Annotated in this window: 17 protein-coding genes; 11 read left to right on the top strand and 6 right to left on the bottom strand. The window is 66.9% G+C overall.

Going from position 1 to position 18,811, the window contains the following annotated elements; genetic code table 11:
• Positions 1-87 precede the first annotated feature (87 nt).
• A complete protein-coding gene (locus LY40_RS12295) occupies positions 88-726 on the top strand; it encodes a prepilin peptidase (protein ID WP_258936920.1) in 639 nt (212 codons plus the stop codon).
• A gap of 77 nt (positions 727-803) precedes the next feature.
• On the opposite strand, the gene LY40_RS12290 is transcribed toward LY40_RS12295, so the two are convergent.
• Entirely contained in the window at positions 804-1,151 is a 348-nt protein-coding gene (locus LY40_RS12290) for a hypothetical protein (protein WP_258936919.1), read from the bottom strand.
• A 349-nt stretch (positions 1,152-1,500) separates the two neighbouring features.
• Here LY40_RS12290 and LY40_RS12285 point away from each other — a divergent pair, with 349 nt between their 5' ends.
• Positions 1,501-1,755 carry a hypothetical protein gene (locus LY40_RS12285; RefSeq protein WP_258936918.1) on the top strand — a complete coding sequence of 85 codons (255 nt, stop codon included), beginning with the start codon at positions 1,501-1,503 and terminating at the stop codon, positions 1,753-1,755.
• A 252-nt stretch (positions 1,756-2,007) separates the two neighbouring features.
• Here LY40_RS12285 and LY40_RS12280 read toward each other — a convergent pair whose 3' ends face one another.
• Positions 2,008-4,335, bottom strand: a complete 2,328-nt coding sequence (locus tag LY40_RS12280; protein ID WP_258936917.1) for a tetratricopeptide repeat protein — start codon at positions 4,333-4,335, stop codon at positions 2,008-2,010.
• Between the two features lie 793 nt (positions 4,336-5,128).
• Here LY40_RS12280 and LY40_RS12275 point away from each other — a divergent pair.
• From LY40_RS12275 to LY40_RS12260, 4 genes are all read left to right on the top strand, one after another.
• Entirely contained in the window at positions 5,129-5,611 is a 483-nt protein-coding gene (locus LY40_RS12275) for a hypothetical protein (RefSeq protein WP_258936916.1), read from the top strand.
• A 99-nt stretch (positions 5,612-5,710) separates the two neighbouring features.
• On the top strand, positions 5,711-6,448 hold the full coding sequence (locus LY40_RS12270; protein ID WP_258936915.1) for an ABC transporter ATP-binding protein: 738 nt from the start codon (positions 5,711-5,713) through the stop codon (positions 6,446-6,448).
• On the top strand, positions 6,445-7,713 hold the full coding sequence (locus LY40_RS12265) for a hypothetical protein (protein WP_258936914.1): 1,269 nt from the start codon (positions 6,445-6,447) through the stop codon (positions 7,711-7,713). Before LY40_RS12270 ends, LY40_RS12265 begins: the two co-directional genes overlap by 4 nt.
• On the top strand, positions 7,710-8,318 hold the full coding sequence (locus tag LY40_RS12260) for a hypothetical protein (protein WP_258936913.1): 609 nt from the start codon (positions 7,710-7,712) through the stop codon (positions 8,316-8,318). The genes LY40_RS12265 and LY40_RS12260 overlap by 4 nt, the downstream gene beginning before the upstream one ends.
• Positions 8,319-8,483: 165 nt before the next feature.
• Here the strand turns inward: LY40_RS12260 and LY40_RS12255 are convergent, their stop codons facing one another.
• A complete protein-coding gene (locus tag LY40_RS12255) occupies positions 8,484-9,773 on the bottom strand; it encodes an NADH:flavin oxidoreductase/NADH oxidase family protein (RefSeq protein ID WP_258936912.1) in 1,290 nt (429 codons plus the stop codon).
• Positions 9,774-9,837: 64 nt separating this feature from the next.
• Between LY40_RS12255 and LY40_RS12250 the strand changes: the two genes are divergently transcribed.
• Positions 9,838-10,443, top strand: a complete 606-nt coding sequence (locus LY40_RS12250) for a TetR/AcrR family transcriptional regulator (RefSeq protein WP_258936911.1) — start codon at positions 9,838-9,840, stop codon at positions 10,441-10,443.
• Between the two features lie 153 nt (positions 10,444-10,596).
• Here the strand turns inward: LY40_RS12250 and LY40_RS12245 are convergent, their stop codons facing one another.
• Positions 10,597-12,018 carry a sodium:solute symporter family protein gene (locus LY40_RS12245; protein WP_258936910.1) on the bottom strand — a complete coding sequence of 474 codons (1,422 nt, stop codon included), beginning with the start codon at positions 12,016-12,018 and terminating at the stop codon, positions 10,597-10,599.
• Positions 12,019-12,082: 64 nt separating this feature from the next.
• The gene (locus tag LY40_RS12240; RefSeq protein WP_258936909.1) at positions 12,083-13,318 is read right to left on the bottom strand and encodes a metal-dependent hydrolase family protein; all 1,236 of its coding nucleotides are present in this window, start codon (positions 13,316-13,318) and stop codon (positions 12,083-12,085) included.
• 148 nt (positions 13,319-13,466) lie between these two features.
• On the opposite strand from LY40_RS12240, the gene LY40_RS12235 reads away from it, so the two are divergent.
• Complete coding sequence (locus tag LY40_RS12235) at positions 13,467-14,339, top strand: MurR/RpiR family transcriptional regulator (protein WP_258936908.1); 873 nt, start codon at positions 13,467-13,469, stop codon at positions 14,337-14,339.
• Positions 14,340-14,342: 3 nt separating this feature from the next.
• Here LY40_RS12235 and LY40_RS12230 read toward each other — a convergent pair whose 3' ends face one another.
• Positions 14,343-15,302 carry an NAD(P)H-quinone oxidoreductase gene (locus tag LY40_RS12230; protein WP_258936907.1) on the bottom strand — a complete coding sequence of 320 codons (960 nt, stop codon included), beginning with the start codon at positions 15,300-15,302 and terminating at the stop codon, positions 14,343-14,345.
• 448 nt (positions 15,303-15,750) lie between these two features.
• Here LY40_RS12230 and LY40_RS12225 point away from each other — a divergent pair, with 448 nt between their 5' ends.
• From LY40_RS12225 to LY40_RS12215, 3 genes are all read left to right on the top strand, one after another.
• Complete coding sequence (locus LY40_RS12225; protein WP_258936906.1) at positions 15,751-16,668, top strand: acetoacetate decarboxylase family protein; 918 nt, start codon at positions 15,751-15,753, stop codon at positions 16,666-16,668.
• Between the two features lie 58 nt (positions 16,669-16,726).
• Positions 16,727-17,449 (top strand): type 1 glutamine amidotransferase domain-containing protein, encoded by a 723-nt coding sequence (locus LY40_RS12220; RefSeq protein ID WP_258936905.1) that lies wholly within the window; start codon positions 16,727-16,729, stop codon positions 17,447-17,449.
• 69 nt (positions 17,450-17,518) lie between these two features.
• Complete coding sequence (locus LY40_RS12215; RefSeq protein ID WP_258936904.1) at positions 17,519-18,487, top strand: alpha/beta hydrolase; 969 nt, start codon at positions 17,519-17,521, stop codon at positions 18,485-18,487.
• The last annotated feature ends 324 nt before the right edge of the window (positions 18,488-18,811 follow it).

Raw genomic sequence — 18,811 nt, 5'->3', positions numbered from 1 at the left:
TGGGTGGAGACTGTCCCGCCGGCGCCGCGAGCCCACAGCGACCGCGGTCAGGATGATCACGTACGCGCCGCGGGACACGGAGGTGGCATGGTCGCGAGTGGGTGGTGGGTGGTCGCCGCCGCCGCGGCCGGCCTCGGTGTGGGGGCGGCGGCGAGTGCGGCAACGCGCAGCTTCGTCGGCCCCGAACGGCGTTGGGCGCGTTCGGGGTGGCTCGGCGCCGCGCTCACCGGCGTCGTATTCGCAGTGCTGGCCTGGCGACTGGCCGGGCGTGGTGAGCTGGTCGCGTTCGGCCTCGCCGCGGGGGTGGCGATTCCGTTGGGAATCATCGACTGGTGCGAGCACCGCCTGCCGCGCGTGCTGGCCTGGCCACAGCTGGGCGCTACAGCCCTCGCACTGGCATCGGTGTCGCTGATGCGGAACACTCCCGAACCAGGGCTGCGCGCGCTCGCCGCTGCGACCGCTGCCATGGTCTTCTTTCTGCTCCTCGCCCTGGCCAGCGGCGGCGGGGTCGGGGCAGGAGATCTGCCCGCGGCCGGACTGGTCGGACTCGTCACCGGCTGGATCGGCTGGCCCCACGTCGCCGGCGCGCTGATCGCGGCGTCGGTGTTGGCGTTGGTGGTAGCCGTGCCGGCCCGCCAACACCAGACTCGCCGGGGACCGGCGACGGTGCCGTTCGGGCCGTTCCTGTTCTGCGGGGCCCTGCTCATGGTGCTCGTCGGCGCCTGACGCCGCCGGGATAGCCAATGCTGGCTCGGTGGTCCTCGCCGTCATCTCGCTGTGCTCCGATCGCGTCACGGGGGCACTCATTCGCCGACCTGCTTGCCAGTCGGACCGGCCAGCTCGTGGCCGAGTTCGCCGAAGAAGGACTCGCCCGCAGCAGGTACGGATGATGGTTCGCTGCGGGGACCGGGGACCGCGACGTCGCCTCCAGTCCCGACATCCCCTGGCAGAGCCCCTTCGGGGGGCATGTCATCGGCGATACCAGGTCGCGATGTGGGAACCAGTTCGTGGACCCGGCCCCACTGGCGACAGCCCTCGCACCAAGACAAACGGGGAATCATTTCGGGCTGGGCGATCAGCTCGGCGATATCGTGCTCAGCGACCTCGTCCAACGAGCGCGTATGACCGCACTGCAACAGGAAATACGCCATCACCCTCCTCCAATCAGGACATGAACCAGCATCACGAGTGCGTACTGATGGGGAGGGAGAGGGCGCTCCGCGTACTGGGTGAGCTGCGTAGGCTCTGGGGGCACATCAACCCACGCAGCCGCAGCAGACGCGGAGCGCCTTGATTGAGCGGACACGTGGCCACCTGGGGAGGGCAAGGCACCTGTCACGTAACAACCGGTCAGCTGCAGTGCATCAACGCCGCCGGAGGTGAACGATTTCCCATGAACCCACTGTGACCGTGAACTAACCCCACGACCACGGTTCACAATGGACAATGATGTGCACTTTGGGTGCTCATCCTGTGTCAGTCCTGTCTAGATGAACATCATTGTCATCTGGACAAGAGGGTCACCAGTCGGACCGCGAGTGGCGGACACCCTCTGCGGAGCCACAGCTCCTGCAGCTCGATGACGACGTCTTCATTCCACGCTCGAGGGCCGCGGTCCGTGGCCACCTGGGCGGGGCGCGCGCCGGGTTGCCCACGAGCGACCCGGTCGACGAGTCGCACAGCATGCAGGACGAGTTCGGCGGCAGGATCTTCCGTTCCAATGGTGCCGGCGGCCTGGCGCAGCTCGGTGGCTGACTGCTCGATCGCGGCGCGGTCAGGCCAGGAGCGCAGAAGCGGAGGCGCGGTGACGGCGCGAGTGATGGCGTGGTGTGCCCGTTGGCGCATGAAAATCATGATGACCGCACTGGCCCGCCAACACCATGGCGAGTCTGCTGCGCATCGACCGGCTCCGCGGAACGGCGTTACGGGTCGGCGGCTGCGAGACGACCCACAGTTGTGATCGTGGGCAAGTTCATCCACCTGCCGCGACCGTCGTGCTTACCCCACCTACGGCCCGGCGGTTGGTCTGATGTCAGTGCCATCGGGCGAGCTAGCGACTGTCGCGCGTGCGTCGCCGTCGGGTGGGCTCAGCGTGGCCATCCTGGCGTGGAGTTCGTATCCGCGACGGTCGTGGAGGCTCTGCCAGAGTTCTATCGCGTCCCGATAGGAAGCTCGCGCGGCGTCGACGAGCCCGAGTGCCAGTAGAGCATTGCCCCGCGCTTCCAGAGTCTCGGCATGGCAACGTGGCTGGTGGCTGTGGCGATGAATGGTCAGTGCTGCGTCGAAATGCGTGAGCGCCGCACGTGGTTGCTGTTGTGCTGACAGAACGATTCCGAGCTGGTGATGGGCCAGGGCGGCTGCGGGGTGTCGAGGAGCGATGGTCAACACGCAAGCGAGCGCATCGTTGGCGTAGGCGTGAGCGCGATCGTCGTTGCCGAGGGCTTCGTGCGTGGCGGCGAGCAGGGCTCTGGCTATCGCGGCGCCGAGCGGGAACTCGGTCTGGTCGAACAACTGAGCGGCATGTTCGTAGGCGGTTCGCGCCTCGACATGGTGTCCGGCTGAAGAGTAGGCAGTAGCGGTCGCGAACTCGCTCCATGCCAGTCCTGCTCTGTCACCCGATGATGTCTGCAGATCCGCGGCTTGGCGAAGGTGGTCGAGTGCATGGTCGGTGTGCCCGGCGTGATGTAGTGCCCATCCGAGACTTTGGGTGCAGCGGCCGATGCCGAGGTCGGTTTCGAGATCGCGAGCGGCAGCGAGGCCTTCCGTGGCAGCGGTGAGCCACGTTGTCCAGGTGTCGGTGAGCTGGAAGTAGGGCTGCAAGAGCGTGGGCAGTATCCAGGCTGCGTCCTTGGCGTTGTGGGATCGGGAGTGACGGGCGATGTCGATGATGGTGTGTGCTTCCTTGTCACACCATGCGAGAGCAGCCTCGTAGTCGCCGGCGGTAAACGGCGGGCTGACTGGGGACGGGCATTCGAGGACGGGGTCGGCCCATCCGGGCGCCAGCGCGTGGGCTGCTCGCCATGCGGTGGCGGCGTACCACTGCAGGAGGCGGTCATGGGCATGTTCGATCCCCGACAATGGGTCATCCACGATGGCTCGCCCAGCGGCGTAGGAGCGCAGGAGATCGTTCATCTGTACCTGGTCGGAATGATCCGGGGCGTCGTCGACCAGGTGGGCGCGACGGAGTTCGTCGAGTGAGTCGAGGGCGGTGGTGGCAGGCAGCCCGCATTGGACAGCGACGGCGTCGGCGCTGATCAGGCTGGCCGGAATGATGCCGGCAAGGCGGAAGACCCGGCGGGTTTGGGGTGTGAGCGCGAGGTAGGACAGGTCGATGACGGCATGCACGTTCACCGCGGGGTCGGATGAGGTGAAGACGTCGAGACGTCGGGTATCGCTGTCGAGGCGTTCGGCCAGCGTCTGTAGGGCTTCGCGCGGGTGTTGCTGGATGCGTTCGGCCGCGATGAGGATCGCCATGGGCAAGTGTCCACAGCGGGAGGCGATCCTGATGGCGGCATCGCGCTCGACGTCGATGCGGGCGTGGCCCGCTCGCATGCGCAGCAGGGTCAATGCTTCGTGGGCGGTCAGGGGCGGGAGGGTGATGTGCACGCCACCTGTGCGCAGAAGTAGCGAGGATTGGCGTTCCCGACTGGTCAGCACCACGACGCTGCCCGCGCCTGGCAGTAGGTCGGCTACCTGTTCGTAGCTGGCGATGTTGTCGAGTACGACCACGGCCGGGCGCTGGGCCAGCAGCGACCGGTAGTGCGCGGCCCGTTCGGCGAGGGTGCCGCGCATCGCGTCCGGTCCGGCATCGAGGGCGTGCAGAAATCCGTCCAGAACCTCGTCCGGGGTGAGGGCACTGCCAGGGGCCAGGCCTCGCAAGTCCGCGAACAGGCATCCGCCGGGGAACCGTTGCTCGATGCGCGCGACCCAATGCAGTGCCAATGCGGTCTTGCCGGTCCAGAACCCACCTTCGATGACCGCCGTGACCGGGGCGCCCGGGCGGGCGTCACTCACCAGAGCGGCGTCGAGTTCGTGCAGAATCGATGCGCGACCGACGAAGTCGGCTGGTGCCGCCGGTAGCTGCATGGGTCGGCTACGGGGGCGATCGCCGCTGTCTTGCTCGCGGGCGAGCTGGATCAGCTCACCGCCGGCATCGAGGATGTCGTCGATCTCGCTGACCAATGCGGGCGCCAAGCGTCGTTCGCCGTGCAAGATCTTCGAGAGATAGCTCGCGCTGTAGGTCGTCTTCTCCGCCAGGTCGGCCAGTGACATGCCGTGCCAGCGCCGGAGTCTGTGCACCGCTGCCGCGAATGCGTTGAGTGCCCTCGTTGACATGTGCGTCCCCCTCTGTTCTCACGCCACGCGCGCACCGGACAACGCGTGACCTTGAGGCCTGCCCGGTAGGCAGGCCCTATGTGGTGAGGGGACCGGGCCGCGAAGTCCCGACGGGCGCCGAAACACCGCGGCAGACGATTGTGTGGTTATCGGGCCAGGCCTCTCCCCCGCGCGCCCGCTTGCACCGCGGATGCGGAGGCGACCCTTGCCTTGGCCGGCCGTGCCGACTCTCCGACTGGTTGCGATGCAGATACGTAGCGTGCGCCGTTTCCCCAGAACCCAGGTGCGTGCCCGGACACCCTTGGGTACCGAGGCTTCACTGCAAGAGGCAACCAGTTACTCCATTAATGCCCCATTCGCGCGAATGGACCCCAGGTCAAATACTCACAGTATTAGGTAGTTCTACTCGTCTCACCCTGAGCAAATGCGCCATAGGGATCGCTGGACCTTGCCGACAGGTCGACGAACCAGCAGTGATGTGGGCGAGCCTGGACGCTATCTCGCACAGGCCACATGGCGGCCTCAGCCTCGTAACCTGCCAACCCTGCAGGCGTGTTCACTCATTCGTGTTGTCGATAGGCGAACACGTTGCCACCGGATGCGCGCGTGCGCTTAAAGTACGGAGGCCTGGGGAGGCGCTACGCGCATCATGTAACAGTTCACGGACCGATGTGTTCTCCACACGAGGAGCATCGGACCGGTTTCTCGCCGTTTAGGTACACGCATACCTAAACGCGAACGGCAACGATATCCGCCGGCGATGCAGCCTTGAACTCATTTCTGACGAGGCCGCGTGGAACTCATTTACACCACCAACACTCACATCTCACATCAAGGAAAGCGAGAACTGATGAATACGGTAAAGAAGGCGGCCGCGGCGTCTGTATTGACGCTCAGCACGGCTGGCATGAGCCTGCTAGCCGTCACATCGCCAGCCTGGGCAAACCCCACCGAACCTGCTGATAGCGGCGCGCCACGAGCGGGGTGCACGGTGCACGCCTGGGATCCCACCCAGAGCGGAAACACGTTGACCGGCCGAGCTGGGACGAACTGTCACCGCGGCGAAACCGTGGGAGGGACCCTATACATCGACTACAACAATTGGCCCGACAGCGATGTCGCCAACGGCGCGACCTCAGCGCCGGGATACTACGACGTGAACGCCAAATGCGGGGCAAGGAATGCATACTACCTTGAGGGTGTGGTCAGCTACATCAACAAAGACGGATGGCGTGCATGGGCAACGCATGAATCCGGACATCCCACGTTGTGCTGACCGCCTCTTGGCGTGACGTTCGGGTTCTGCGCACGCGTGTGGACGGGCTTTCGGTACAGTCCGTCCACACGCGTTGCCATATTCTTCGAGGGGGTTCTCATGGTCGAGGTTCGATTAGATTCTGTCAGTTTTCGCTACGGCCGCAAGCAGGTGCTGCGCGATGTCACCTGGTGCATCGTCCCCGGGGTGACCGGCCTGCTGGGGGAAAATGGAGCGGGAAAGTCGACGCTCATGTCCATTCTCGTCGGCATGCGCCGCCCGCGATCTGGTCACGTGTCGCTGGGAGGATCGTCCGAGACACCTCGGGTGGGCTTCGTACCGCAGCGTTTCACCACGCCGGGCGAGATGCGGTTGGTCGACACCATCAGCTATGCGGCGTGGCTCAACGGCGTGGACCGGCGCGCGACCGCACCGGCGGCTCAGCGCGCGTTGGAGGCCGTTGACCTCGGCGACCGGTCCCATGAGCGGGTGCGCACGCTCTCCGGCGGGCAGCGGCAACGCCTGGGTGTGGCAGCAGGTCTGGCCCACGACCCCGACGTGCTCGTGTTGGACGAACCCACGGTCGGGTTGGATCCCAGCCAGCGTCTGCGCGTGCGCGAAGTGCTGGCTGCGCTCGGGGGCAAACGCACGGTGCTGTTGTCCACGCATGTGTTGGACGACGTGCAGTTCCTCTGTCATCGGGTCGGCGTTTTGGCCGGAGGAACCATCGCGTTCGACGGCACAGTCGATGAGCTCACCTCCGCGCTGGCCCGGCCCGAGCATCCCGGTGGCGGGCTGGAGTCGGCCCTCGAACGCGGGTATCGCACGTTCATGGACACCCTGGGAGACGACCGATGAGCCCGCGACGCCTGTTCTGGCCCCTGCATCCGCTGTATGTTCTGGCCCCTGCCGCTGCGGTACTGCTGGTTGCCCTGGTTGGGACCGGGCAAATGTGGTCGTGGCCGTATCTGCACTGGTCGTTGACCGACGCGCAATGGCACCAACAATTCCGGCTCGCCGGCCCCATGGCCGCAGCAGCCGCGACGCTGTGGGCGACCCGGCTCAACCGATCGAGCCACGTGTGGGTCCAGCCCTACGCTCGCCGCCTGGGCGGTGCGGTGATCGCTCGTCATCTGGGCATACTGACCGCTTGGTATGTCGGTGCCTATGCCGTGGGCATGTTGCCGCTGACCGTGCTGACGGCCCTGGCCGGTCCACCTGGCGGGCCCGACCTGCAGGTGATCGCATCCGGCCTCGTGGCGATCGCCGCCGCGACGGCCGTCGGCTACGCGGTGGGCACCGTCACTGGGTCGACCGTTGCGGTGCCGCTCGTGGCGGTGGGCGCTTACTTGCTGGATGCCGTCGCCGTCTACGGCGCCAACGCGGCGGCACCGTACGTCCCGCAACTGAGCTACGAACCACTGCTCGGTGAGAGCGAACCGCTCACCCTCGCCTTGTTCCGGACCGTATTCTTCCTGACCGTCGCCACCGCATGCGCTGGCACGGCAGCGGCCTTCTTACGATGGAATGCCCGCGGGCGACGCGCACCGGCACGCCACGCTGCCATCGTGGCCGGGTGCCTCATGCCTGCAGTGATCGTGGGTGTCATCCCGGCGTTCGCCGCCGCGCCCGCAACCTACGTCGCCGACCCTGCCCCGCAACGCTCGTGCCTGACCCAACGCGGCATCGAGTACTGCGTCCATTCCGGCCACGCTGCACGTCTCGATCAGCTCGTCGCTGCGTTCGACCCCGTCCTCGACCGATACGGCACCAAACCCGCCGCCTTCACGAAGATCTGGGACCAGGGCTTACTTCCCAGCCATCCCATGGGCGGCCCCACGACCAACGGCACCCTGATCGCCCCGCTCAAGGCCGACGGCAGCGTCGACACCCTCTCCTCCGGACTGACCGCCACACTGTTGGGCTTCCACTCCTGCCCTGCAACCGGACCGCACGAGGACACATTCGCGGTCTACAGGGGCCTGGAAACCTACTTGCGCACCGGACGCAGCACAGGCGCCTTCGCAAACATGAACGAACGTCGAGTGAAGCAGTGGATCCACAACCACCGCGCCCAACTGGAAGGCTGCACCCTCACCGACAAGGACCTGCCCTCCACATGATCCGCATCATCCTCGCGACCAGGGCCGCCCACCGGGCCCTCATGGCCACGGCTGCCCTGGCCGCGATCACCTACCTGGCCGGCACCTGGACCCTGCGAATCGACCTGTCGCCGGCCAGGCCGAACGAACTCGTGATCTCCGACCTGTGCGGCATCGCCTGCGCCACGGTCGTCGCCATCATCACCGGCCCGCGGCTCTGGGAATGGGAGCGCGCCGCTGGTGGACACCGCGCCCGCCTTGTCGCCACCACGACAGCTCTGGCCGGTGTTGCGCTACCGGTGTTGTGTGCAGCAGCCGTCATCCCCCACGTGGCCGGGCGAACCGACTGGCTGTTCGCCGTCACCAACGTGCTGGCCCTCGCCGCCCTTATCCAACTCGTGGCCCCGTTTGTCGGCCCGCTCTGGGCCGGCGCTCTGGCCGTCGTGACCTGGTACGGCTCGGGCCTGGTCCAGAACCTGGTCCCCGAAGCCATCACCTTCCTACCCATCACCGGATACCCCACCGCAGAACCGCGAACCACCGCCGCCGGTCTACTCACCGTTGTCACGCTCGTGGTCCACGCGCGCACGTTGGGTTCCACGGCGCGGCGACGTGCCCGCGCGTAGATCCGACCACCGAGCTGGAACAGCACCGCGAATCGGCGAAGTTTCGACACTGGTATCGCCGGGGGATTGCAATCCGAATGCCGATCGCCGACAGGCGGTGTTCCCGAACTTCCTATGGTCCGATATCCACGGTATTGGACCATCTGGCCGAGAGTGTCAAACCGCCTACCGGTGCATGGCCTCCGCGTCCGGGAGTCGAGCCGGATCGTCGGAAGTCCCGCGGGTCCTGTCGTTGAGCCAGTTGCGGTAACGACGTAGGGCGCGCCGCTCCCGGGCGGATTCGCGGGCGAAGGCGAGGACCGGGTGGACACTCGGGCGCGTCGACCGGCCGGTACCGAGGCGCCGCAGCTGTTCACGGACTCGCGCCATGCCTGCGGCCGATGCCAGTGCCTTGTCCTTGATCTTGACCGGTGTGAGTTCGACGGTGGCTTCGTCGCTGTGCCGCCACTTGTTCGGCAGGTCGGGGTCCACGGCAAGCGCCGTGCCCATGCCGACGAGATCGACGCCACCGGCGAGCACGTCCTCGGCGACCGGCCGGCGGACGATTCCGCCGGTGAGCATCAGCGGGAGCGAACTGGTGCGCGCGAGCTCTTCGGCGAGGTCGAGGAAGTACGCCTCACGAGCCAGAGTCCGTTCGTCGGCGGAGCGACCCGACATCGCGGGGCTCTCGTAACTGCCGCCGGACAGCTCGACCAAATCGACGCCGAGTGGGCGCAACATCTCGATGACCGCACCGGCGTCGGAGGCGTCGAACCCGCCGCGCTGGAAGTCGGCCGAGTTCAGCTTCACGGCGACGGCGAACGAGTGGGCGACGGTCGCCCGGATCGCGCGGACGATGTCGAGCAGGATGCGTGCGCGATTCTGCAGTGTTCCTCCCCATCGGTCGGTGCGCTTGTTCACCAGTGGGGAAAGGAACTGCGAGAGCAGATAGCCGTGTGCGGCATGGATCTCGACGCCGTCGAATCCGGCCAGCTCGGCTCGTCGTGCGGTCTCGGCGAACCGCTCGACGGTCGCCTCGATCTGTTCCGGAGTCATCTCGACAGGTTCCGCCAGCCGCTTGCTCTGCTTACCGACGTCGACCTTGATCGCCGACGGGCTCCACGCCACTCCTGGCATGTTGGCCATCACCTGGCGGCCGGGGTGATTGATCTGCATCCACACCTGTGACCCACCACTTTTCGCGGCTAGTGCCCATTCGCAGAACGGTTCCAGCGGGGAACTCGCGTCGAGGACGACCCCGGCGGGGCCGGTGAGCGCTTCGGCGTGGACCATCACGTTCCCGGTGATGAGGAGTCCGGCGCCGCCCCGGCTCCAACGGCGGTAGAGCGTGTGCAGCTGCTCGTCCGGCAGTTGCCCGGCTCCGGCCATGCTCTCTTCCAAGGCCGCTTTCGCCAGGCGGTTCGGGATGACCGAGCCGTTCGGCAGCGTCAAAGAGCTGAAAAGTGCGGGTGGCATGACATTCTCCAGGCTATCCGGTATGTTTACAGTGCTCACATGACAATAGGAGGAGAAGTTAGCAGTGTCAACTTCGGGCAAGAGTGGCTATCACCACGGCGACCTGCGAGCCGCCCTGCTGGAGGCCGCGGTGCAGATGCTGGAACAGGGCGAGCCCTTCTCGATGCGCGCCGTGGCGCGCCGTGCCGGCGTCTCGCCCACGGCGCCCTACCGCCACTTCGCGGATCGCGAGGCGCTGGAGTCCGCGGTGGCGGTCGAGGGGTTCCACGACTTGAAGGCGGCGCTGACCGAAGGTCGTGATGCCCCCTCGTCGGCTACCGACCTTGCCGAGAACGCCGTGACCTACGTCTCCTTCGCACTCAGCCGGCCCGCGGTGTTCCGGCTCATGTTCGGCAACGAATGCGACGACACGAACGATCAACGTGTGCAAGCCGCCGCGGAGCTGCATGAACTGCTCGCAGGCGCGGTGGGCAACGTCTTTCCGGACGCCGACGCTCCGACCCTCGGCACCGCACTGTGGAGCTTGGCGCACGGCCTGGCCTTCCTCCATCTGGACGGAAAGTTCGCGGCCGCATCGCCCGAGGAGGTCGCGGCACGGGTGCGTTCCGCGTTCGACGCCGTCCTCGCGATTCCCCGCATCGCCGGCGGCGCCACCGGCGATGCGGACTGAGCCCGACACCGCTTGGGGGTCGCGCGCTCCGTCGCCCGTGCGCCCATCGGTGTGCTCGGAGCGGACGAGTCACTCTCCGGACGCCGGCATGAATCTCATCGCGTCAGCGAGCGACTCGGCCAGCGACGTGTGGCCTCACCCACCGGCGTTCGTTCACCGGCTGTTCGCGCTGTCGTCGGGTACCGGCTCGACCGCCGGCGGCCTGCTCGTGAGACTCCCGGCCACGAGCGCGAGCACGGAAAGCGGCAACGCGATGAGCACCGAGTTCCAGTCGTGCGGCTTGTCCAGCGCAAACTCCCAGATCAGCACCGCGGCCGTACCGACGACCATGCTGGCCAACGCGCCCACCTTGGTCACCCGCGGCCAGAAGAGCACGGCGAGGACCGCCGGAGTGACGGCCACGCCGTAGATCGTGTACGAGTGGATCTGCAGTTCCAGGACGCTCGGGAAGAAGCTTCCCAGCAGGTAGGCCAGCACCGCGATGCCGAGGACCGTCAGCCGGTGGAGCTTCAGTCGCGCCTTGTCCGAGACTTCCCGGGAAACGTGCCGTACGTAGAAGTCGTAGACCACGTTGCCGGCGACCGAGAGCATGAACGAGGTTCCGGTGGTGACGATGAAAGCCAGTGCTCCGGCCAGGACCATCCCGCCGATCACGGTCGGCACGAACCCCTCGGAGGCGAGGGAGAGGACCGCGGTGTCCCCGGTCTCCAGGTCAGGGAGCAGGACCGAAGCAGCCGACGCCAGGATTCCGACCGGGATCATGACGACGAACGCGCCGAAGAAGAAGCCGGCCGTCGAGCTTCGCGCGGTGCCCTGGTCGCGCGCGGCGGTCAACCGCTGGTAGAGGTTCTGGTCCGCGAGAATCAGCAAGAACAGCGGCAGGAAGTACCCGAGCAACTGCATCGTGGAAAGACCGCCGGTCAGCGATTGCGACGACGCGGAAAGCTGATCCCAATAGTCGGCGGGAGATCCGATTTGGGAGATCACGATCGGCACGCTGACCAGCAGCGCCACCACGATCAGCAAAGCCGAGGCAGCATCGGTCCAGGCCACACTGAGCAGGCCACCACCCACGGCGAGGAAGGTGACGACGCCGGCCACCAGGAGGGTGGCCTGCGTCTGCGACAGCGGCGTCAGCAGGCTGATGATGTGCCCGCCGCCGATGAACTGGTAGGCCGTGATGCCGACGTAGGCGAGCAGGATGACCACCGCGCCCAGCATGCGTACTCCGACGCCGTAGCGCGCCTCCAGCAGCTCCGGCACGGTGTAGGTGGACAAGGCGCGGATCTTGGCGGCGGCGAAGTAGAGCACCACGATGCCGAGCGGAGTGGCGGCGGAGAACAGGAACGCCGCGAGTGGTCCGTAGTTGTAGGCGAAGTTCGCGCCGCCGACGATCGTTCCGGACCCGACCCAGGTGGCCAGCAACGTACCGATCAGGACGGGCCGCGGGAGGGCACGCCCGGCGAAGATGAAATCGTCGCCGGTGCTGACCCGGCTCGATCGGGAGAAGTAGGCGCCGATCAGGAGCATCACAACGAGGTAGCCGATGAGAATGGCAAGATGAATTGTCTGCACTGTTCCTCCGAGGTCCCGGATCGGCCCGAGATCGATATCGCCCTGGCCGGGTTTCAGCTGGAGATCAGGGGCGCCGGCCCACGACGACCCGGCCGCCCTGGATGACGTAACGGTGGGTGTCGGCCGCGTTGACGAGGACCTCCAGGTCCTCCAGCGGGTTTCCGTCGACGACGAGGAGATCGGCGTGGGCACCGCGGGCGATCACGCCGACCTCGCCCTCCATCCCGAGCAGGCGGGCGGCGTCGACCGTCGCCGACCGGACGACGTCGGCGGCGGGCTGGACCTGTCCGCGGACGCGGAATTCGTGGAGCTGGTAGGTGCCCATCGCACCGAGTAGATCGGTGCCGTAGGCCAGGTTGACCCCGGCTCGATGTGCCCGCTCCAGCGCGCCGAGGCCCGCGTCGAGCACGTCGTAGACCTTGCGATGAGAGCCGGGCGGAAGACCGTACTTCGGCCCGTCCGCGGCAAGGCGGTCGTAGGTGATCAGAGTGGGCACCAGCCATGCGTCGTGCTCCAGGAACAGTTCGACGCTGGAGTCGTCCAACAGGTTGCCGTGTTCGATGCACCGCACACCGTTCGCCAGACCTCGGTTGATCGCCCGTGCGTGGTACGCGTGCCCGGTGACGTACCGGTTGGCGTTCGTCGCCTCCTCCACGAAGGCCCGGATTTCCTCCTCGGAGTACTGCACGGCGCTCACCTCGTCGTTCGGTGAGGCCACCCCGCCCGAGAGCATGATCTTGATGTGGCTGGCACCCTTGCGCAGCTCATCACGGGTGGCACGCCGCACCTCACCGACACCGTCGGCGATCCGGCCCCCGCCGACCTTGGTCTGACAACACGGAACCGAGTCCTCGTCGCGGGTACGGAAGTCGCCGTGTCCGCCGGTTTGACTGATGGCGCTGCCGCCGTACACGATCCGGGGGCCGGTGACGATCCCTTCCTCCACCGCCTGTGCCAGACCGTGGTCGGCACCTCCGGTGTCGCGCACAGTGGTGAATCCACGTTCGAGCATGGCGGCCAGCCCCGACGTGGCCCTGGCGGTCCGATAGGAGGGCGACCAGCCCGCCACCGCGTGGGCGTCGGCCGAGGTCAGTATTGCGTGCACGTGCGCATCGATCAGGCCGGGCAACACGGTGGCCCCGGCGAGCCGCAGGACCGGCACGTCGTCGGGCGCTGCGGGCGCCCGCCCGGTGCCGACATCCGCGATGCGGCCGTCGGCCACCTCGATCCATGAGCTGTCGGAAAGATCCCCCGTCTCCGGGTTGAGGACGTGCGCATCGGTGAGCAACAACCTGGTCATCTGGTACTTCCCTTGTCGGCCGCACGTGGTGGTCACCACACGATCGATGCAACAGTAAGATGCACAACAAGAGATTTGCAATAGTTGTTGCGCAACGATCGTTGCGCCATGCCTCCGCTGCCACCGGGACCGCTTAGAGTAGGTATCGATGTCCGTTGAAACCTGGATCGATGAGTTCGTTCGGCAGAACCCGCTGGGAGCGCAGGCGTCACGGGTCGTCCAGGTGCTGAACTCACAGCCCCGGTTCGCGTCGTACGCCACCGCGCGCGACCTTGCCGACCGAGCAGGCGTGAACATCTCGACGGTCACGCGCACGGCTCAGGGACTGGGATTCAGCGGTTGGTCCCATCTCCAGCTCGAGCTCCGCAACCGGTACCTGGGAGGCCTCGCTGCAAGCGAAGTCCTCACCGAGCACGCGGATTCCGCGGGTGACCCGGTGCAGTCGGCTTTTCAGCAGGACGCCGACAACGTCGCCCTCGCGGCCCGAACCGTGGACGTCGAGACCATCCGCGCGGTGGCCGACACGATTCGCCGGTCCGGACGCACCTTGATCATCGCGTCCGGCAGCTTCCTGGCACCCGGCATCGTGCTCGCCCACATGGCCAGTTTCATGCGGATCGACATCACGTGTGACGGCACGGGCGGCACCGTCCGCGTCAATCAGATCCTCAAGCTCGGCCCGGGCGACTGTCTCCTGGTCGTCAACGTCTGGCGCCTGCCGCGGGAGATCCTCGAGGCCACCCGGCTCGCGAAGGACCGTGGCGCCACGATCTGTGTTATCACCGACCGGCACTCCACGCCTCTGGCGGCCGCCGGTGACCACGTCGTGATCGTTCCCAGCGAAGGTTCCTCACTCTTCCCGTCGATGGCGGCAGCTTTGACCACCGCGCACGCCATCGCCGCCGAGATCGCCGCTTCCGACACCGAGGGAGTCCGCGCTGCACTGGCCGAGTGCGAGGATGCCTGGCATCGGCTCGACCTCATGGAAGATCAACCGATTCGCGACCGGTCGGCACGCTAGAGGCTAGCCGGTCACCAGCAGGATTTTGCCAATGTGCTGGCTCGTTTCCATCAGCCGATGAGCCTCACCGGCCTCCGCCATGGGAAGAACCCGGTCGACCACGAGTCGGACGGCTCCACTCTCGACCATCGGCCAGACGGTGTTCTGGACATCGGCCACGATGGCCGCCTTCTGTTCCGGCGGGCGGGTGCGCAACGTCGTGCCGTGCACGGAGGCACGTTTGAACACGAGCTCGGCGAGGTTGAGTTCCGCCGTGAGCCCATCCTGTAGCCCGATGACGACCAGGCGTCCGTCAGCGGCCAAGGCGTTGACGTTGCGTCCGAGGTACTGGCCGCCGACCACGTCCAGGATGACGTCGTAGGGGCCGTGCTCGACGAAGTCCTGAGTGCGGTAGTCGATCGCCACGTCGGCGCCGAGTTCACGAGCCCGATCGGCCTTCTCGGAGCCACCGGCGGTCGTGACGACACGCGCGCCCAGCGCCTTGGCGATCTGGATCGCCGTGGTGCCGACACCCCCGGTGCCGCCGTGCACGAGGAAGGTGTCACCCTCCTGCAGCTCGGCGGTCAGGACGAGGTTGGACCACACCGTGGCGACCGCTTCCGGCAAGGCTGCCGCCTCGATCAACCCGACGCCGTGCGGCACCGTCAGCAGCTGCCCCGCGGGCACGGCGACCTTCTCCGCATAGCCACCTCCCGTCAACAGCGCGCAGACCTCGTCGCCGACCTGCCAGCCGGTCACCCCCTCGCCGAGGGCGCTGATGCGTCCCGACACCTCGAGTCCCGGATACGGCGACGCGCCCGCCGGCACGGGGTAGAGCCCCATCCGCTGCATGACGTCCGCGCGGTTCAGTGCGCTGGCCACCACGTCGACGACGACCTCCCCGCCGGCCGGCACCGGATCATCGACCTCCATCCATTCCAGGACTTCGGGTCCGCCGGGTTCCGTGATCGTGACTGCCTTCATGACCCCTCCGTCCGGAGCGAAGCTCCCGCCGACCGATGTTTACAGTGCATACATTAGCCGGCAGGAGTAAGCAGTGTCAACATGTGGCATCTAGCGGACAGAACGCCATGTCCCTCGGACAGCGCGCCATGTCTCGAATAGCTCGGCCGGGCCGAGACCGACCCCTCGGGAAGTTCGAACGGATATCGCGCCCTGCCGGGCGTACTCGGGTGCTCTCGCAGCAGTGGTGAAGACGGCCAACCCGCTGGCAGGCGGCACGGCATGCGGTTGCGCCCACGTCGAAAGGTCGGCTTACGTCCGAGGGCTGATTCCCGCTGAAGGGTCGGCTTGTACCGGAGGGCCGGTTTGCATTGGAGGAGTCAAGGGGCCAGCCTTGTGTTGACGGTGCTTACATTTTCGGGTTAGGCTATGTGAGCACTGTATACATTGAGGTGAGGGGCAATTCGCGATGTCAGCGACACATCAGGAGACGGTCGAGGTCGACCTGGGTGGCCGCAGGGTCACGGTTCCGAAGGGCGGCTTGTTCGATCGGTACCGGATGGACACCGATCTCGACGAGGTCGCTCGCGATTCCCGGGTCAGCGGCGTGGATTTCTTCCGGCGTCTGCCCAAGACGAGGGTCGACTCGCCGATCGGTTCGACCCTGACTCCGAACTTCTACTACCGCATGTCCTCGGCGCGACTGACGATGCTTGCCCGTTCGCGTGCGATCCGCGCCCGGCTGCCCCGAGAACTGGCGCCGCTGGAAGTCGTGCCGGGCGTCGGATTGGCATCGGTGATCTTCTTTCGCTACGAGGTGTGTGACATCGACTTCTACACCGAGGCCGCCGTCGGCGTCGCCGTGCGCCCGGCCCGACACGGACGGCTTGGCGCCGTCGATCTCGCCGCAGCCCTGAAGAACGACCACCTGGACACCTACGTGCTGTCGCTGCCGGTCAACACCGACATCGCCCAGGTTCGCGGCCACGACGGCTACGGCTTCCCGAAATGGGTGACCGAGCTCGACGTCGACATCGACACCCGCCGCGCCGCCGCGCGCGTGGTGGGCGACTCCGGCGAGACCGATGTCGCGTTCTCCGCACCGACCCCCGCGCAGACCCGCTACCCCAGTGGCGAGCGCGTGTCGACCCTCACCTCCTACACCTCTATCGCCGGCGCGTGGCATTCGACCTTGAGCCAGACCAATGTGCTCTCGGCCGGGAGTGCAGTCCTGCCTCGCGGTGTCGACCTGCGACTCGGCAAGGGGCGGATGACCGATGACCTGCGCTCGCTGGAGCCGATCCGCACGATTCGCCTGGACGTGATCACCGAAGGCCAGCTCGCCCTGCACATGCCCGTGCCGTACTCGGTCCCCAGCGCGGCCTGACCGGGACAGCGCAGCCGACAGCCACCGACGTAGCCGACAGCCGCCGAGGAGTTTCGCGATGACCAGGGTTTTGCAGGTGGTTTCGGCCGCCAGAGTGTGGACGCTCAAGGACGGAACACAGCACCCGACCGGCTTCTGGGCGGAGGAGTTCGTCGTCCCCTACACGCTGTTCGGCGAAGCCGGGTGGGAGGTCACTGTCGCCACGCCCGCCGGTGTGCAGCCGGTCGTCGACAAGCTGAGCCTCGGGATCAAAGGCGGCGTGCTACCCCACGCGGCCAAGAAGCTGAGAGCACAACTCGACCGGCTCGCGCCCGTGTTGAACGACCCGGCAGATCTGTCCGGGATGGACCCCGATGACTTCGACGCCGTCTTCTATTCCGGCGGGCACGGACCGATGGAGGACCTCGCCGTCGACGGAGACTCCGGTGCCCTGCTGACGAAACGGCTTGCCTCGGGCCGGCCGCTCGCGCTGCTCTGCCACGCCCCGGCGGCAGCGTTGGCCGCCCGGAACGCCGACGGCAGCTGGCCGTTCGCCGGCTACGCGATGACCGGTCTGTCGAATGCCGAGGAGCGGCTCAACCCGTTCGCGTGGAAAGCGAAGTGGTTGCTCGAAGACCGGCTCAAAGCGGCAGGAGCGCACTACACGTCCGGTCTGCCGCTGAAGTCCAAGGTGGTCGTCGATCGCAACCTCTACACCGGACAGAACCCTGGCTCGTCGGCCGCGCTCGCGCGCCGAATCATCACCGATGTCTCGGGAAAGGAGGTCTCGGGAAAGGAGTAGGCCCCAGAACCACCGGCGCGACCCCGGGCTTCCGCCGGAGAAACAATGCCATCGCCGAGGGAGAGAACGATGACCGAGATTCCAGCTCCCATGACCCCGTACCTCGAACCAGCCGCGAGGGAACTGGCCGAAGCGACCGATCCGCGTCCCCGCATCTACGAGGTGCCACCGGAACAGGGTCGGCAGATCCTGCTCGACCTGCAAAGTGGCGAAGGTGTGCCACGTCCGGATGTGGACGAGCAGTGGGTGGACGTGGACGCCGGCCAATGGGGCACCGTCCCCACCCGCATCATCCGGCCCAAAGGCATGACCGGTCCGCTGCCGGTGGTGTTCTACATCCACGGTGCCGGCTGGGTCTTCGGGGACGACAAGACCCACGACCGCCTCTTCCGTGAACTGGCCGTCGGCGCCGGCGCCGCAGGTGTGTTCCCGGTCTACGATCGCGCGCCGGAGAAGGGGTACCCCACCCAAGTCGAGCAGAACTACGCCGTGGGCCGGTGGGTGCAGCAACACGGCGCCGATTACGACCTGGACACCACTCGCATCGCGGTCACCGGCGAGTCGGTCGGCGGCTGCATGTCGACGGTGTTCGCCCTGATGAACAAGGACCGAGGCGGCATCGACCTCAAGGCCCAGGTGCTGCTGTACCCGGTGACCAACGCCGATTTCGACACGCCCTCCTACATCCAGTTCGCCGAGGGGTACTACCTCACGCGCGAGGGCATGAAGTGGTTCTGGGACCAATACACCACCGACCCCGCCCAACGTGCCGAGAAATACGCCTCACCGTTGCAGACGTCCCTGGACGACCTCAAGGGCCTGCCCACCACGCTCGTCATCACCGACGAGGCCGACGTCCTGCGTGACGAGGGCGAACAGTACGCCAACAAGCTGCGCGAAGCCGGCGTCGACGTCACCTCGGTCCGCGTCGCCGGCATGGTCCATGACTTCCTGCTCCTGGACAGCCTGCGCGACACCCGTGCCGCCAACGTCGCCCGCCACCTCGCGATCGACGCGCTGCGAACCGCGCTGCAGTAACGACACCGGTGACCGGGCCTGCGGGTGCCCGCCCAACCCCAGCGAATCGAGGCGGGCATCCGCAGGGCTGTCGCGCGAACCCCAGACCCGACCGGCAGCTTGACAGACAGAGGCCGACCATGGCCACCGCAGCTGGCGACGTGGTTCAACAAGCCCGCCGCGGGCCGCGCGCGCTGCGGCGAGGTGGCGTCAGGCTCGGGCTACCGACGCACCGCCCTGCTCACGGCCCGTACTCCCGATCGAGACCCCACCCGCCCTGGGGCCTTGCCCGGGACGGTGTGTCCCAGTAAATTTGGCTTCGAATGGGCCCGGATCGCATCGGCA

The organism is Prauserella salsuginis, assembly GCF_024648885.1.
Taxonomy (GTDB): domain Bacteria; phylum Actinomycetota; class Actinomycetes; order Mycobacteriales; family Pseudonocardiaceae; genus Prauserella; species Prauserella salsuginis.
Note: the sequence above shows the minus strand (reverse complement) of the source record. Positions and strands in the feature narration are given on the sequence as shown.